Raw genomic sequence first — 15,018 nt, forward strand, 5'->3', positions numbered from 1 at the left:
TCGGCCACATGGAAGCGACCAGCGGGAACGGGCAGCAGTGGGCCCCGCCGTGGCGGCCGGATCGCCGCACCGGCCGGTTCACCATGCCGCCCGACCCGGGCGCGTTCCGGCAGCACAAGCGGGGGCTGCTCCCCACGGTCGCGTCCGGGATCTTCCACGTGGCCGGTGCTACCGGGCTGGCCCGCGACGGCGGCGTGTCCCGGCCGATGTCCGTGGGGCTCTACGCGCTGCTGCTGATCGGCCCGTTCGCGCTGATGTGGCGCCGGCGGTTCCCGGTCGCGGTGTTCGCGGTCGCGACGGCCGCCTCGATCGGCTTCGCCACCGTCGCCCAGCCGCGCTGGGTCTATGCGGTGGCCCCCGGGATGGCCCTGTTCAACCTCGCAAAAATGGGCCGTCGCTGGGCCGCCTGGATCGGTGCGGCCGCGGCGTTCACGGCATACCTGCTGGTCTGCTGGGTGCTGGCCGACCGGCTCGGTCTGCCCGCGATGGCCCGGCCCGACACCCGCACCACGCTGCTGCTGGCCGCCGCGCTGGCCGTGCTGATCTTCCTGGGCGGCGCGGCCAAGGTGCGCGGCGAGCACATGGCCGAGATGATCAAAGTACGCGCCGAGCGCGCCCGGGCCCGCGAGGAGCAGGAGCGGCGGCAGGCGTCCGAGGAACGGCTGCGCATCGCCCGCGAGCTGCACGACGTGCTCGGCCACCACCTGTCGCTGATCAGCGTCCAGGCCGGGGTGGGGCTGCACCTGATGGACAGCCGCCCCGAGCAGGCCCGCGAGGCGCTCACCGCGATCAAGACGGCGAGTGCCGAGGCGTTGCGCGAGGTGCGCGCGGTGCTCGACGTGCTGCGCACCGAGGACGAGGCGGCGCCCCGGCAGCCGGCGCTCGGCCTGAGCCGCCTCGACGACCTGACCGCCGACGCCGGCCTGCCGGTCACCACCCGGGTCACCGGCGACGCGCGGGTGCTGCCCGCCGAGGTCGACCGGGCGGCCTACCGGATCGTGCAGGAGGCGCTGACCAACGTGCGCAAGCACGCCGGCGACGGTGCCACCGCGTCGATCGCGGTCGACTACCTGCCGACCGCCCTGCACCTGGCGATCCGTAACGACGGCCCGGCGACCGCCGAGCCGGACGGTCCGGCCGAGGGCACCGGCATTGCCGGCATGCGGGCCCGGGCGCAGAGCCTGGGCGGCAGCGTGGAGGCCGGCCCGGTCGACGACGGTTTCCTGGTCTCGGTCCTGCTGCCCACCCCCGAAACTCTGGAGAACTGATGATCTCGGTGCTGCTGGCGGACGATCAGGCACTGGTGCGGGCCGGCTTCCGGGCGCTGCTCAGCGCCGAGCCCGACATCGAGGTGGTGGGCGAGGCGGCCGACGGGCTCGAGGCGGTCGCGCAGGCCCGGCAGACCCGGCCCGACGTGGTGCTCATGGACATCCGGATGCCGGGGGTCGACGGGCTCGAGGCCACCAAGCGGATCGCCGCCGACCCGGCGCTGGCCGCCACCCGGGTGGTCATCCTGACGACGTTCGAGCTGGACGAGTACGTGTTCGAGGCGCTGCGCACGGGTGCGTCCGGCTTCCTGGTGAAGGACACCGAGCCGGTCGAGTTGCTGCGCGGGGTGCGGGCGGTGGCGGCCGGCGACGCGCTGCTGTCGCCCAGCGTGACCCGGCGGGTGATCGGCGAGTTCGCGGGCCGGTCGGTGCAGAGCGGGCCGATCATGCCGCCGGTGCCGCTCGACCAGCTGACCGACCGGGAGCGTGAGGTGCTCGTGCTGGTCGCCGAGGGCCTGTCCAACGACGAGATCGCGGCCCGGCTGGTGATCAGTCCCGCCACCGCGAAGACGCACGTCAGCCGCACGATGAACAAGCTCGGCGCGCGCGATCGGGCCCAGTTGGTGGTCTGGGCGTACGAGGCCGGATTGATCAAACCGGGGTGGCTGAATTGATTTCCCCGGCCCTGTCGAAATCCGTGGTGCGATGGCGTCATCACTTCGCCGGCGCCGCAACGGGCGGTGCCCGGGAGGGAGAGCGACACCATGAAATACGCGCTGCTGATCTACGGCGACGAGAAGGCATGGGAGGCCCGCGACGAGCGGGAACTGCAGGAGAACCACGAGCGGCACGCCCGGTTCATGGCGATGCTGCGGGCCCGCGGGGCGATGCTCGGCGGCGAGGAGCTGACCCGGTCGGCGGCCGCGACCACGATCCGGCACGACGGCGACCGGGTCGGGGTGACCGACGGCCCGTACGCCGAGACCGCCGAGCAACTGGGCGGCTTCTACCTGATCGAGGCGGCCGACCTGGACGAGGCGCTCGAACTCGCCCGCCAGTTGCCGGAGGCGATCGTCGAGGTCCGGCCCGTGGTGCTCCACCCGCAGGAATGACCGTCGACCAGGCCGTCGAGCAGGCGTACCGCGACGAGTGGTCCCGCCTGCTCGCACTGCTCGTCACCCGGCTGCGGCGATTCGACGTGGCCGAGGACAGCCTCCAGGACGCGTTTCTGGCGGCCGCCCGGGTCTGGCCGTCGCAGGGTGTGCCCGACCGGCCAGCGGCCTGGCTGTGGACCACAGCCCGTCGGCGGGCACTTGATCGCATCCGGCAGGAAACCGCGGACGCCCGGCGGCTGCCGCTGCTGCTCACCGGCGACCCGCCGCCGGATGGCACCGCGGGTGACGACGAAATACCCGACGAGCGGTTGCGGCTGCTGTTCGCCTGCTGCCACCCGGCGCTGCGGCCCGACGCGCGGGCCGCGCTGATGCTGCGCTTCGTGGCCGGGCTGACCACCGCCGAGATCGCCCGGCTGTTCCTGGTGTCCGAGCCGACCATGTCGGCCCGGCTCACCCGGGCCAAGGCCAAGATGGCGGTGGCCGGCATCCCGCTGCGCGCGCCGGCCGCCGCCGATCTGCCCGGCCGCCTCGACGTGGTGCTCACGGTGATCTACCTGATCTTCACCGAGGGCTACCGCGCCACCGCCGGACCCGACCTGCTGCGGCCCCGGCTCGCGGCCGAGGCGATCCGGCTGGGCTACCTGGTCGGCGAGTTGCTGCCGGGTGAACCGCGCACGCTCGCGCTGCTCGCGCTCATGCTGCTCCAGCATGCCCGCCGCGACGCCCGGGTCGGCGCCGGCGGCGACCTGATCCTGCTGCCCGACCAGGACCGCGGGCGCTGGCGGCAGGACGAGATCGGCCGGGGCCTGTCCCTGCTCGCTTTGATCGAGGCGGCGCCGATGGCGGGGGAATACCACCTCCAGGCCCTGATCGCGGCCGAGCACGCGAAGCCGCCACCGACCGACTGGCCGCGGATCGCTCAGCTGTACGCCGAGCTGGAACGGCGGACGTCCTCGCCGGCGGTACGCCTCAACCGGGCGGTGGCGGTGGCCGAGGCGGGCGCACCCGAGGCGGCGCTGGCGCTGCTGGACGACCTCGACCGGCAGCTGCCGGGCAACCATCTGCTGCCCGCGGCCAGGGCCGAGCTCTACGCGCGCCTCGGCCGGGACGCGGAGGCCAAAGTCGCGTTCGAGCGGGCGCTGTCGTTGGTGCCCACCGCGCCCGAGCGCGCGCATCTGGAACACCGGCTGTCCACCCTGACCGCCGGGCCGGGCTGATGTCCGGCACCCGCGGTCCACGGTGGCCGGCCACCCCCGAACGGGCGGATCTTCGACTCCGGCGGGTGTCGGCTTTCCAGCTCAGCGTTCCCCCGGCTCGACAGGGGCTCCTAGCATCCGGGGGATGGTGGAGTACGGCCTCGGGGTCGACCTTGGCACCACGCACACCGCTGCTGCGATCAATGTGGGCGGTGCGGTGGAGACTGTCCGGCTGGGCGCCCGGCGCGACGAGATCCCCTCGCTGGTCTTCCTGCGCACCGACGGCGAGGTGCTGGTCGGCGAGGCGGCCCAGCGGCGTGGCGAGGCCGAACCGACCCGGCTGGCCCGCGAGTTCAAGCGCCGGCTCGGCGACCCGGTGCCGGTGCTGCTGGGCGGCACGCCGATGTCGGCGCACGCGCTCGCCGCCCGGCTGCTGCGGCACGTCACCGACACCGTCACGCACACCCAGGAGGCGCCGCCGGTCCGGATCGTGCTGACCCATCCGGCGAACTGGGGCCCGTACAAGCGCGAGCTGCTCCAGCAGGCGGCCGGGCTGGCCGATCTGCCGCAGGTCACGCTGCGCACCGAACCCGAGGCGGCCGCGGTCCGGTTCGCCGGCACCGCGCGGGTGGCGGCCGGCGAGACCATCGCGGTGTACGACCTGGGCGGCGGCACGTTCGACGCGGCGGTGCTGCGCAAGACGGCCGAGGGCTTCACCGTGCTGGGCGAGCCGCAGGGCGTCGAGCAGTTGGGCGGCATCGACTTCGACGAGGCCATCCTGGAACACGTGCGTACCACGGTCGGTGCGTCCCTCGAACTGACCGACGCCGACCTGACTGATCCGGCGGTCACCGAGGCCCTGGCCCGGCTGCGGCGCGAGTGCGTGGAGGCCAAGGAGAGCCTGTCGTTCGACACCGAGGTCGAGATCCCGGTGGCGCTGCCCCGGCTGCACACGCGGGTGCGGCTGAGCCGGGCCGAGTTCGAGGCGATGATCGCCCCGGCCCTCGGCGACACGGTGTCGGCGCTGCGCCGGGCACTGCGCTCGGCCGGCGTCGAGGCGGGCGAGCTGCGCTGCATCGTGCTGGCCGGCGGCTCGGCCCGGATCCCGCTGGTGGGGTCGCTGGTTTCGGAGGCGTTCGGGCGGCCGGTCGCGGTGGACGAACAGCCGGAGATGGGGATCGCGCTGGGCGCGGCCCGCCTCGCGGGGCCGGCCGGCCCGCCGCCGGCGGGACCACCGCCGGCGGGGCCACCGGTGCGGACGCAGTCACCGGCCGTGCCGCGGCCGGGCTACGTGCCGTTCTCGGGCGCGTCGGGCGCGCCGGGGCAGGCCGTCGGGCCCCGGCCGGCGGCTGGGGCACGCTTCACCCCACCGTCTACCGTCCCGGGCGCCGGCTTCGCGGCGGGCACTGCGCGGGTGCCGGGCGGGGCGCCTTCCGGGTCACCTGGGGTGCCGGGCGGGGCGCCTTCCGGGTCGTCTGGGGTGCCGGGCGGGGCGCCTTCCGGGTCGCCTGGGACGCCGGGCGGGGCGCCTTCCGGGGTGCCGGGTGGCGGATCGGCATTCGGGACCGCGGGTGGTGGGGCGCCTGGCGGGGTCAGCGCCCGCGATCGGCTTCGGGCCTATCGGTGGCCGGTGATCGGTGGGGTTGCGGCGGTGCTGCTGGCGGCCACCGCTGTCACCGCGGCCGCTGCCTGGCCCGACGGGGACGACGACAAGGTCGTCACCACCGCGGGGCCGGGCGCCGATGCCAGCGGGGCGCCGGCTGTCGCGGCGGCCGGCCTGTTGTGGCGTACCGCTACCGGGGTGCCGGCCACCGGGGCGCCCGCGGTGGCGGGCGACCGGGTTCTGGTCGGTGGGCAGGACGGGACGCTGCGGGCCTACCGGCGCGCGGACGGGCAGCTGGACTGGGAGCTGGCCGTGGGGGCCGGGCTCCGGGTGGCTGACCGGGTGGCGGCGGGGGTGGCCTATGCGACCACGGCGGACGGCGCTGTGCTCGCGGTGGACGCCGAGCGGGGTGAGGTGCTGTGGCGGCGGGACACCGGGGGTGCGGTCGACGCGCGGCCGGTGGCCGGTGACGACCGGGTCTTCGTGGGTGGCGGCGGGACCGTGATGCACGCGTACCAGGTCGGCGGCAGTCATCGGCGCTGGCGCGCGTGGCCGGGTGTGGAGATCCAGGGTGCGCCTGCGGTGAGCGGCGAGATCGCGGTCGTGGCTGGGGACGACGGGCGGCTGCACGGGATGAACGGGTTCGGCGAGGTGCTCTGGAAGCGCCGCGTCGGCGACGTCACGGCGGGGCCGGTCGCGGCGGGTGACGCCGTGTGTGCGGCGGTGGATGCGCGGTCGGTGCACTGCCTGCGGGCCTCGGACGGGGAGCAGCTGTCCAAGATTGACTTCACCGGGGCGGGGCCGGCGGCGCTGGCGGGAGTGGACGCTGCGGTGTTCGTGACCGCGGCCGACCGGTCGGTGTCCGCGTGGGACACGCACGGCGGCGGGCTGCGGTGGCGGCACCGGCCGGGCGGCGGAGCGGCCGAGGCAGGCTTCCCGGCGGTGTACGGCACCGGCGTTGCGGTGACCTATCCGGACGGCCGCGTTGCGGGACTCGATGCCGGGCTGGGCACCGAGCTGTGGCAGTACGCGGCCGGTGACCGGTTCGCGGTGGCGCCGGCCGGCGACGAGGCGGGGGTGTTCGCGGTGGCCGGCAACGGCACGCTCTACGCGCTGCGCCCGCCGGGGGACGCGATCGCGGTGCCGCGGCCGGCGGCCACGACAGCGTCGCCCACCCGCGAGGCGACCAGCCCAACGCCGTCCCGCCGGCCGCGCACCACCCGGCCCACCCGGTCCACCTCGCCGACCACCGCACCACCGCCGACAAACCCCACCACCGAACCGACGACGACCACCCCACCAACCCTGCCGACCGACTCCACCGTCGAGCCCAAAAGCGCGCCCAGCACGAAGCTCAAGGCCGAGCCCAGCACCTGACCGACGGCGCTGATCCCCGTTGCGCCAGCTTCGGGCCGGTTCCCCAGAAGGTGTCGACGCCAGGGTCGCTGACGACCGGGGTGCGCGTGGCGGCGGGTGCTGTCCGATGTGGAGGGACATCGGCGGTCGGGTAATGCGCTAGGCTCCCGGCCAGCAACGTGCCGAACACGGGGGAGGACGGCATGGGCTTACTTGGTGATTTGCTGCCTGCTGCCCGCAGGTTAAGCGTGATGTGCTGCCCTTTCTCTCCCCGTGCGCGGTTGACACCCAGGCACACGACGAGAGGACCTCGATGGTGAACGCGGCACTCCGTAACACCACGCTCCTGCGGCTGACGGCGGTGGGCGCGGCGAGCGCACTGTTGCTCGGTCTGACACCAGCGGCGGCGCAGGCGGCCGTCACCGAGACGACGGTTGAGCTTCCGCTGGCCGCCGCGGCGGATGTGGTGGCCGGCGCCGCCGGTGTCTATGTCAGCGGCGGGCGGACCAGCACCCAGATCGTGGTGACCAACCCGGCCGGCGGCAATCACCGCATCGTGGACGACCTGCCGGGGCCGACGGATCTCGAGCTCAGCCCGGACGGGAGCGTTCTCTACGCGGCCCTGCCCGCCGCCAACGAGATCGCGGCGATCGACACGACCACCCTGCAGGAGACCGCTCGCTATTTCACCGGGGTCGGCGCGTGCCCGTCCTCGCTGGCCGTCATCGAGCAGACGCTGTGGTTCGGCTACGGCTGTGACCAGTGGGGCGGCAACATCGGCCGGATCGACGTCAGCGACCCGGCCCCCACCGCGGCGGTCCGGCAGTCCCCGGTGGACTTCTGGAGCCACCCCAAGCTCAGCGTGGGGCGCAACGACCCGGGCCGGCTCTTCGCGGCCCAGCCGTCGCTGAGTCCGTCGGCGGTTCAGATCTTCACGGTCGCCGCCGACGGCACGCTCACCGCGGCCGGACGCACCGAGCACACCGTGGTCGGCGGCAACCTGCGGGACATGGCCGCCGCTCCGGACGGGGCCACCTTCTACACCGCGTCCGGTGCCCCGTACGAGATCCTGCAGTTCGAGTCGCACGAGCTCACCGTGGCCCGCCGCCGGTTCGCGACCGGGCCGTACCCGAACGCCGTCGAGGTTTCGCACGACGGCACCCAGATCGCGGCGGCCGCCGACGGCAGCGGCCTGTTCGTCTTCCGGCCGACCAGCGCCCAGCCCACCAAGCTGACGCTCACCGGATCCAGCGGCGTCATCGACCGGGGCATCGCCTGGGCACCCAGCGGCGCCCAGTTGTACGCCGTCACCCGGAACACGCCGAATGCGGTCCTGCACGTGTACACCGCGTCGATCGCAGCCAAGCGCCTGGCATGACCAACAAGTAACGCACGAGTGACGCCCGGCCGTGCTCAGCGGCCGGCGGTCGCCAGGTAGCCGTCCTCCAGTCCGGGTTCGACCGGTTGCGCCTGCGGGCTGGGGGCGGTGGGCGACACGATCCGGTAGCGCATGCCGTTCTCGTGCGGGAGTGCGGAAACGACCGTGCCCTCGGCCGGCGGCGGGCCGTCGGTGACGACCGACCAGACTCGGCCCTCGGCGCGGCGGGTCAACTCGTCGACCGTGCCCCGGAAGATCAGCTTGCCCTTGGCGAGCACCGCCACCTCGCGGCAGGTCTGCGCGATGTCGTCGACGATGTGCGTGCTCAGCAGCACCGTGCGCCGGTCCGCGAACTGGGACAGCAGTGTGCGGAAGCGGATCCGCTCCTCGGGGTCGAGACCGGCGGTCGGCTCGTCCACGATCAGCAGCTGCGGGTCGGCGAGCAGGGCCTGGGCGATCCCGACCCGCTGCCGCATACCGCCCGAAAAGCCGCGCAGCCGCCGGTCGGCGTGTGCGGTTAGCGCCACCACCTCGAGTAGTTCCCCGACGCGCCGCCGCCGCACCGACCGGTCGTCCATGCCCTTGAGCAGCGCCACGTAGTCGAGGAACTGGCGCGCCGTCAGATCCGGGTAGACGCCGAGATCCTGCGGCAGGTAGCCGAGCGTGCGCTGGACGGCCGTCCGCCCCGTACCCGTGCCCATGTCGTGCCCACCCACCGTGACCTGACCGGACGATGGCCGCAGGATGCCGGCCAGGATGCGCATCAGCGTGGTCTTTCCGGCACCGTTGGCGCCGAGCAGGCCGAACATTCCGGTGGGGACGACCAGGTCCAGGCCGTCCAGGGCAAAAACCTTTTGGCCGTACGCCTTCGTCAGGCCGGAGATTTCGATCCTCATCGGTATGCCTCTCAACGGGTTCGGTAGGTGCGCAGCGCGTGGCCGCCGGCGAGCGCGAGGGCGGCGAGAACCAGCAGCACACCGATGGACAGCCACGCCGTCGTCGCGGTCGGCTCCGGCCGCAGGAAGTTCAGCGCGGCGCCGGGCAGCGGGCCGGCCCAGGTCTCCTCGCCATCGATGCCGTGGAACCCGAAGAGCCCGGTGAGCGGGTAGCCGCCGAGCGGGTGGATCAGGCTCCGCGCGAGGGTCGGCATCATGTCCGGTATCACGATGTTGCCCCACAGCCAGTAACCGACGAACAGCACCCGGAACAACGGCGCCGGCATGGTCAGCGGAACGACCAGCGCGAACGCGGCCACGAACAGCAGGCCCGGCACGATCACCACGGCGGTTGCCGCCAGCGCCCAGCCGAGCGCGCCGGGCCGGCTCGTGTGCACCGCGTACGCGGTGGCGAAGCCGAAGTACACCAGCAGCACCGGGATGGCCGTCGCGGCGCTCGCCCCCAGGTATTTGCCGAGCAGGCGGGCACCCGGCCGGGCCGGCGTGGCGTCCAGGATCGGCGCCACCCGCAACCGGTCGTCGCGGATCATCCGGTCGGCGAGCAGGCAGCCGAACCCGATCGCCAGCAGCGCGTGGATCTGCAGCGCGAGGCCGAGCACCGCGGTCTTCGCCTCGGGCGGCGCCTCCCGCGGATCGAACAGGTCGCGCAGCAGGCTGCCGCCGATCAGCACGAACAGCACCAGGGTCAGCGCCGGCACGATCCACACCGAGCGTTTGCGGATCTGCATGCCGAACTCGTACCGCAGGCTCGCACCGAACTCGGTCATCATTCGTCCCCCTCGCCGGTCAGGCGCTCCGAGCGACCCAGCACCACCAGCGCGAGCGCGATGAGCGCCGCAGCCGTGCCGAGCAGGGTGAGCCGGTTGGCGGTCCAGTCGCCCGGCACCGTGCCCCGGGTCGTGGCGAACAGGTAGAGCAGCCGGCCAGGCTGGTGCTGCTGCACCAGGTCGGCGAAGAACTGCTGGATCGTCCACAGCGTGGTGACGATCGCGCCGGCCGCTGCCGGGCTGCGGGAGATGGCGCCGGCCGCGAAGCCCGCCGCGGCCAGGGCCAGCGTCGGCGCCACCCAGGTGAGCTGCCCGGCGACCGGTCCGTGGTTCTCCGGCCAGCGGTCCCACCAGCCGGTCCCGATCAGCACGGCCGCCGTCAGCAGGGCGACCGTCGCCGCCCACGCGAGCGTCACGGTCATCCGGCGCAAGAGCGTGATCCGGTACGACGTGGCGGTCGTCAGTTGGATCTCGACGGCCTCGTCCCGGCCGACCAGCGAGGCGCAGGCCACCCCGGCGGCCAGCGGAACCGCCATCTCGAGGGCGCCGAGCAGGATGCGGGCGGTGGTTGCGTCGCTCGGTTGCGGGTTGGCCAATGCGGCCGCGACGCCCAGAGCCACAGCGATCGGTGGGCCCAGCGCAGCCGCCCAGCCGGCCCGGCGCACCTCGTACCGCCAGAGGGTCAGTGGTCTCACATCGGATGGGTAGCGCGCCACCCGTGCAGTGGTTCACCGCGGCCCGCGACGGCCACCGCGGCGACCGCGACCGCGGCGCTGATCGCGAGCACGAGCGCGTTCGTCGACCAGGCCGCCAACACGAACCGGGCCGGCCAGTCGTCCCGTGCCAGGATGCCGCCGGCCAGCACGCGTACCGCCCACACGCCGACGGCCGCGCCCAGCGCGACATCCGGACCGAAGCGGACGGCAACCAGCAGACTCAGCGAGGACAGCAGCGCCATCGGTCCCAGCCACGCGCCGACCAGCGTGTTCAGGCTCGCGGTGCCGGCCGCGCTGGAGACGGTCAGCACGGCCGAGGCGGCCAGCGCGAGCACCACGTCGTAGCCGAACACCAGCGCGAGGCGGATCAGCAGCAGCAACCGGCCCGAGGTGGGCGCTGCGGCGACCAGTTCGGCGGCCGGGTCGCGGCGGGCGCGGTAGGTGCCGGCCACGCCCGCGGCGGCCACGATCGGCGCGACCAGCGAGAGCACCAGGCCGGCGATCCCGGGCGCGCCCTGGATCAGCACGATCGCCACCCCGAGCGCCATGACCAGGGCCGAGGCGATGGGCACGGCCGGTCGGATCAGCCGGGCCTCGGCGACCACCAGAGCAGCAAGAGGGCGTGCGCGCCCCGGCCGGTGACCGGTCGGCCCGTCCATGGCGCTCCGGGTCAGCACCGCGCGCACCAGCCGGGCCGGATCGGGCGCGGCGGTCTCGGGCAGGGCGGCCGCCGCGATCGACTGCCAGGCGGCCAGGTCCGCGCGGCAGGACGAACAGTCCGCGACGTGAGCGCGTACCCGCTCATGCTCCGCACCATGCAGCACGCCGGCGGCATACGACGGCAGCAGATCCTTCATTCGGCCACCTCCTGGGCGATGAGCGCCGCGGCGACGGCGGCCCGGGCGTGATGGAGCCGGCTCTTGACCGTGCCGACCGGGATCGCGAGGACCTCCGCAACGTCGGCGAGCGGCAGGCCGGCCACGAACACCAGCGCGATCACGTCCCGGTGATGCTCGGGCAGCCGGTCGACGGCCGCCGCAACAGGCGTGCCACCGGCCGCGGCGATCGCCAGTTCCTCCGGCCCGGCCCCCTGATCGGCCCGGTCCGGCAGGCCAGCGCCGGCGGGTTCCGGCCGGGCCCGCCCGCGTAGCCGGTTGTGCGCCTGCCGGCGGGCCACCCCGAACAGCCAGGTGGTCACCTTGGCCCGCCCTTCGAAGGCGCCGGCCGACCGCCAGACCGCGAGCATGGTGTCCTGCAGAATCTCCTCGGCGGTCATCCGGTCCCCGGCGAGCCGGTGCAGATAGCCGAACAGAGCGCCGGAGTACCGCTCGTAAAGCCGGGCCAGGGCAGCGGCGTCCCCGGCCGCAACCGCCCGCAGCAACTCGTCGTCGCCGGCCATCCGCTCACCCCCTCCGCCTGAAGGGTAAGTAGCAGCCCCGGCCACGAATGGTTCACCGGGTAGCCTCGCCTGGTGTTCTCGCCTCATGGACCGACGCTGCGCGAGTTGACCGTGCAGGCGCTGTCGTCGGTCGAGCGTGGTTACGACCTGCTGGCGCCCAAGTTCGATCACACGCCGTTCCGTACGCCGGAGAGCATTCTCGTCGGGACGGCCGAGGCGCTCGCCGGATTCGGGCCGTTCGGCTCGGGGCTCGACGTGTGCTGCGGGACCGGCGCCGGCATGCAGGTGCTGCGGGCGCTGTGCACGGAACGGATCACCGGGGTCGACTTCAGCGCGGGCATGCTCGAGCAGGCGCGCGCCGCGCACCCGGGAGCCAGTTGGGCGCGCGCCGACGTGCGGGCGCTGCCGTTCGCCGCGGAGTTCGACCTGGCGGTCACGTTCGGCGCGCTCGGCCACTTCCTGCCTGAGGAGCGGCCGGCGGTGTTCGAAGGGGTGTATCGCGCGCTGCGGCCCGGCGGACTGTTCGCCTTTCCCATCGGTGAGCCGCCCGCGTTCCCCTCGGTCGGTTACTGGGCAACACTCGGCTTCGACGCGGCCATGTGGGTGCGCAACGCGGTGTGGCGCCCACCCTTCGTCATGTACTACCGCATCACGACTTCCCGGGCGCTGCACGACGACCTGACCACAGCCGGCTTCACTGTCGAAGTGGCCAACTTGTCAGCGCTGCCCCGGGCTCGCCTGCTGCTGGCCCGCAAACCGCTCGCATGAACAAAGCCACCTGGCGGCTCTCCGGGTCGCGTTGTTGTCGATTTGCTGATCGTGGATCGTGGATCGTGGACGACTGGGGGCTGGGATGGGGCCACCTCACCAGACACCAGGAGCTGGCGCGAGGAGCCAGCTATCGGAAGGAGTTCTCGGAGAGGGGAATCACCCAGGCCCGGCGTTCGGCGATCAGACCGTCGCGCATCACGAAGACCTCGGCCATCGACATGCGCAGCGTGCTGCCGTCGGGGCGGGGGGCCTCGCCGTAGAGTTCGGCCATCACCACGTTGTCCTGTTCGACCATCCGGATGACGTCGAGACGGGGTGGGCCGACGAAATCCGGGCCGTCGATGGCTTCGTCGTACGCCTGCTTGCCTTTGAGGTTGAAGGCGCCGTAGACCGTCCACTCGATGTCGTCCGTGAGGCAGGACAGGATCTGGGCGTGGTCGTTGGTGCGGAAACCGTCGAGGTAGCGGTTGACCGTGTCGGTGTTCAGTGACATCGGGACAGCCTAGAGGCGGCGGGCCCGCAAGGTCTCGGCTACCGACCAGGCCTGGAACGGGCAGCCGGTGGCCTCGTGCGGGGCGTCGCCGTCGGCCGTTTCGGAGACCGAGCCCAGGCCGTACTCGCCCAGGTGGTCGTCGGCGTCGGACAGGGTCTGGTCGGCGGCCACGCCAAGTTTGCCCCAGGCGGCCACGAACGGGCCGGTCAGCCAGGGCCAGACCGAGCCGGTGTGGTAGGCGGAATCGCGTTCGGCGGGGGAGCCCTGGTGCCGGCCCCGGTAGCCGGCGTCGGTGGGTGCCAGCGTGCGCAGGCCCAGCGGGGTCATCAGGGCCGAGCCGATCCGCTGCAGGGTGGCCGGTTCGGGGCGCAGCGGGGCGTACGGCAGTGACCAGGCCAGCAACTGGTTGGGGCGCAGCGCGGCGTCGTCGCCGTCGGGGCCGTCCACCACGTCGTACAGCCAGCCGGTCGGGGCCGGGAAGCGGCGGGTGAAGCCGGCCAGCGCGTCGGGGTGGGCCCGGACCGCGGCTCCGGCCCCCGTACGGGCCTGGAAAGCCAGCTTGATGACGGTGGCCAGGCCGTTCACCCAGAGCGCGTTGATCTCGACGGGCTTGCCCCGGCGCGGGGTGACCGGAACGCCGTCGACGCGGGCGTCCATCCAGGTCAGTGCCTTGCCGTCGGCGCCCTGGCGGAGCAGGCCGTCGGCCGGGTCGGCGGCGATGCCGTAGCGGGTGCCCTTGAGGTGGTGGTCGACCACGTCGAGCAGGGCCGGCAGCAGTTCCGCGGCCAGGTCGAAGTCGCCGGTCGCCGCCACGTGCCGGCCGACCGCGTGCAGGAACCAGAGGGTGCCGTCCGCGGTGTTGTATTCGACGCTGCCGGTGTCGGCGGTGTTCGCCAGCATGCCCTCGGACAGCGTGGCCGCGTACCCCCGGAGCAGGTCGCGGCCCTCCTCGGCGCGGCCGGTGGACAGGAACAGGCCCTCGTAGCTCAGCATGGTGTCGCGCGACCAGGCGCCGAACCACGGGTAGCCGGCCACCACGTCGGTGCCGGTGCTGGTGCGGATTACGAACGCGTCGGCGGCCAGCGCCAGGGTGGCCTGGGCGTCGTCGGCCGGCTTGGCGGCGGCCACGATGGCCCGGTTGCGGGCCCGGGCCGCGGACACCGTCGTGCTGGCGGCCGCCGGCGGGTCGGTCAGATCGCCGGCCCAGGCCGACACCTGGGCGGTGGCGCCGGGCTGCCGCAACTCGGCGTGGAAGCTCCCGGCGTACCAGAGATCCTCGACGGGTTGCAGGCCGCGCGCTTCCTCGGCGCGGTAGCGCACCCCGCGGTACCAGTCGCCGCCGCGGCGGAAATCGGGGCCGCGCAGCCGGTACGCGCCGTCCACCACGCAGCCGCCGTCGACCGGGGTGACCTCGGGCGGCGGGCCGCCGGCGGTGCGCTCGCCGTGCGCGTCGCGCCAGGTGGTCAGCGCCTCCAGGGCCAGCCGCACCGGGCCGCCGGTGAGCAGCCGGTGCACCACGGCCACCGCGGGCCGGCCGGACACCATGGCGATCTCGCGTTCCAGCACCACGTCGCCGATCCGCCAGCGCCAGCGGGGCAGGCCGTCGACGAGTTCGAAACCCGCGAGCAGTTCGTGTCCGGCCGGGGCGATCGTCCCGTCTGCCCACTCGTGGGTGGCGAGTCGCACCGTGGTGCCGGACTGGAGGGTGAGCACCGGGTCGAGCGCGGCCAGGCCCAGTTGCCGGGTGGCGGGCGTGTCGCCGGCGACGATCAGCAGGCCGTGGTAGCGGCGGGTGCGCAGGCCGTTCACCGTGCCCATGGCGTAGCCGCCGCGGCCGTCCGGGACCAGCCACTCGCGGGCGGCGCCCTCGTCCAGGCGCCCGCAGACCTGGGAGCCGAACGCGAGGCGGCGCACCGTAGCCACGAGATGACCCTTCGTTGTCAGGCAGAATTCTGCGTGTCAGGACATGTAACACGGGCAAGTGACAATCTCAGTGTCGT

General features: G+C 73.7%; 14 protein-coding genes. 7 read left to right on the forward strand and 7 right to left on the reverse strand.

Annotated elements, in window-relative coordinates:
- Nucleotides 1-8: 8 nt before the first annotated feature.
- The 6 genes from Ari01nite_RS35330 (at nucleotide 9) to Ari01nite_RS35355 (ending at nucleotide 7,916) form a co-directional block, all read left to right on the forward strand.
- On the forward strand, nucleotides 9-1,268 hold the full coding sequence (locus Ari01nite_RS35330) for a sensor histidine kinase (protein ID WP_203786609.1): 1,260 nt from the start codon (nucleotides 9-11) through the stop codon (nucleotides 1,266-1,268).
- The gene (locus tag Ari01nite_RS35335; protein WP_203786610.1) at nucleotides 1,268-1,942 is read left to right on the forward strand and encodes a response regulator; all 675 of its coding nucleotides are present in this window, start codon (nucleotides 1,268-1,270) and stop codon (nucleotides 1,940-1,942) included. The genes Ari01nite_RS35330 and Ari01nite_RS35335 overlap by 1 nt, the downstream gene beginning before the upstream one ends.
- Nucleotides 1,943-2,032: 90 nt before the next feature.
- Nucleotides 2,033-2,380, forward strand: coding sequence for a YciI family protein (locus Ari01nite_RS35340; protein ID WP_203786611.1), 348 nt, complete (start codon nucleotides 2,033-2,035; stop codon nucleotides 2,378-2,380).
- Nucleotides 2,377-3,600, forward strand: coding sequence for an RNA polymerase sigma factor (locus Ari01nite_RS35345; protein WP_203786612.1), 1,224 nt, complete (start codon nucleotides 2,377-2,379; stop codon nucleotides 3,598-3,600). The genes Ari01nite_RS35340 and Ari01nite_RS35345 overlap by 4 nt, the downstream gene beginning before the upstream one ends.
- A gap of 124 nt (nucleotides 3,601-3,724) precedes the next feature.
- On the forward strand, nucleotides 3,725-6,559 hold the full coding sequence (locus tag Ari01nite_RS35350) for a hsp70 family protein (protein ID WP_203786613.1): 2,835 nt from the start codon (nucleotides 3,725-3,727) through the stop codon (nucleotides 6,557-6,559).
- A gap of 295 nt (nucleotides 6,560-6,854) precedes the next feature.
- A complete protein-coding gene (locus Ari01nite_RS35355; protein WP_203786614.1) occupies nucleotides 6,855-7,916 on the forward strand; it encodes a hypothetical protein in 1,062 nt (353 codons plus the stop codon).
- A gap of 35 nt (nucleotides 7,917-7,951) precedes the next feature.
- On the opposite strand, the gene Ari01nite_RS35360 is transcribed toward Ari01nite_RS35355, so the two are convergent.
- From Ari01nite_RS35360 to Ari01nite_RS35380, 5 genes are read right to left on the reverse strand one after another with little or no spacing between them, the layout of a single operon-like run.
- Entirely contained in the window at nucleotides 7,952-8,812 is an 861-nt protein-coding gene (locus Ari01nite_RS35360; RefSeq protein ID WP_203786615.1) for an ABC transporter ATP-binding protein, read from the reverse strand.
- Between the two features lie 11 nt (nucleotides 8,813-8,823).
- A complete protein-coding gene (locus Ari01nite_RS35365; RefSeq protein WP_203786616.1) occupies nucleotides 8,824-9,639 on the reverse strand; it encodes an ABC transporter permease in 816 nt (271 codons plus the stop codon).
- Nucleotides 9,639-10,334, reverse strand: coding sequence for a hypothetical protein (locus tag Ari01nite_RS35370; protein ID WP_203786617.1), 696 nt, complete (start codon nucleotides 10,332-10,334; stop codon nucleotides 9,639-9,641). Before Ari01nite_RS35370 ends, Ari01nite_RS35365 begins: the two co-directional genes overlap by 1 nt.
- Complete coding sequence (locus tag Ari01nite_RS35375; protein ID WP_203786618.1) at nucleotides 10,331-11,212, reverse strand: zf-HC2 domain-containing protein; 882 nt, start codon at nucleotides 11,210-11,212, stop codon at nucleotides 10,331-10,333. The genes Ari01nite_RS35370 and Ari01nite_RS35375 overlap by 4 nt, the downstream gene beginning before the upstream one ends.
- Nucleotides 11,209-11,754: an RNA polymerase sigma factor gene (locus Ari01nite_RS35380; protein WP_203786619.1), complete on the reverse strand. Its 546-nt coding sequence runs from the start codon at nucleotides 11,752-11,754 to the stop codon at nucleotides 11,209-11,211. Before Ari01nite_RS35380 ends, Ari01nite_RS35375 begins: the two co-directional genes overlap by 4 nt.
- Before the next feature lie 111 nt (nucleotides 11,755-11,865).
- Here Ari01nite_RS35380 and Ari01nite_RS35385 point away from each other — a divergent pair, with 111 nt between their 5' ends.
- Complete coding sequence (locus Ari01nite_RS35385) at nucleotides 11,866-12,522, forward strand: class I SAM-dependent DNA methyltransferase (protein ID WP_239163302.1); 657 nt, start codon at nucleotides 11,866-11,868, stop codon at nucleotides 12,520-12,522.
- Between the two features lie 130 nt (nucleotides 12,523-12,652).
- Here Ari01nite_RS35385 and Ari01nite_RS35390 read toward each other — a convergent pair whose 3' ends face one another.
- Both Ari01nite_RS35390 and Ari01nite_RS35395 read right to left on the reverse strand, forming a co-directional pair.
- On the reverse strand, nucleotides 12,653-13,018 hold the full coding sequence (locus tag Ari01nite_RS35390) for a nuclear transport factor 2 family protein (RefSeq protein WP_203786621.1): 366 nt from the start codon (nucleotides 13,016-13,018) through the stop codon (nucleotides 12,653-12,655).
- 9 nt (nucleotides 13,019-13,027) lie between these two features.
- Nucleotides 13,028-14,932 (reverse strand): amylo-alpha-1,6-glucosidase, encoded by a 1,905-nt coding sequence (locus Ari01nite_RS35395; protein WP_203786737.1) that lies wholly within the window; start codon nucleotides 14,930-14,932, stop codon nucleotides 13,028-13,030.
- Nucleotides 14,933-15,018: the final 86 nt, after the last annotated feature.

The sequence above is a fragment of the Paractinoplanes rishiriensis genome, from assembly GCF_016862375.1.
Classification (GTDB): Bacteria; Actinomycetota; Actinomycetes; order Mycobacteriales; family Micromonosporaceae; genus Actinoplanes; species Actinoplanes rishiriensis.

Bases quoted from the DNA above. Each gene is read 5' to 3' on its own strand.
- Ari01nite_RS35330 (WP_203786609.1), top strand. From the start codon at position 9: ATGGAAGCGACCAGCGGGAACGGGCAGCAGTGGGCCCCGCCGTGGCGG.
- Ari01nite_RS35335 (WP_203786610.1), top strand. From the start codon at position 1,268: ATGATCTCGGTGCTGCTGGCGGACGATCAGGCACTGGTGCGGGCCGGC.
- Ari01nite_RS35340 (WP_203786611.1), top strand. From the start codon at position 2,033: ATGAAATACGCGCTGCTGATCTACGGCGACGAGAAGGCATGGGAGGCC.
- Ari01nite_RS35345 (WP_203786612.1), top strand. From the start codon at position 2,377: ATGACCGTCGACCAGGCCGTCGAGCAGGCGTACCGCGACGAGTGGTCC.
- Ari01nite_RS35350 (WP_203786613.1), top strand. From the start codon at position 3,725: ATGGTGGAGTACGGCCTCGGGGTCGACCTTGGCACCACGCACACCGCT.
- Ari01nite_RS35360 (WP_203786615.1), bottom strand. From the start codon at position 8,812: ATGAGGATCGAAATCTCCGGCCTGACGAAGGCGTACGGCCAAAAGGTT.
- Ari01nite_RS35365 (WP_203786616.1), bottom strand. From the start codon at position 9,639: ATGACCGAGTTCGGTGCGAGCCTGCGGTACGAGTTCGGCATGCAGATC.
- Ari01nite_RS35375 (WP_203786618.1), bottom strand. From the start codon at position 11,212: ATGAAGGATCTGCTGCCGTCGTATGCCGCCGGCGTGCTGCATGGTGCG.
- Ari01nite_RS35380 (WP_203786619.1), bottom strand. From the start codon at position 11,754: ATGGCCGGCGACGACGAGTTGCTGCGGGCGGTTGCGGCCGGGGACGCC.
- Ari01nite_RS35390 (WP_203786621.1), bottom strand. From the start codon at position 13,018: ATGTCACTGAACACCGACACGGTCAACCGCTACCTCGACGGTTTCCGC.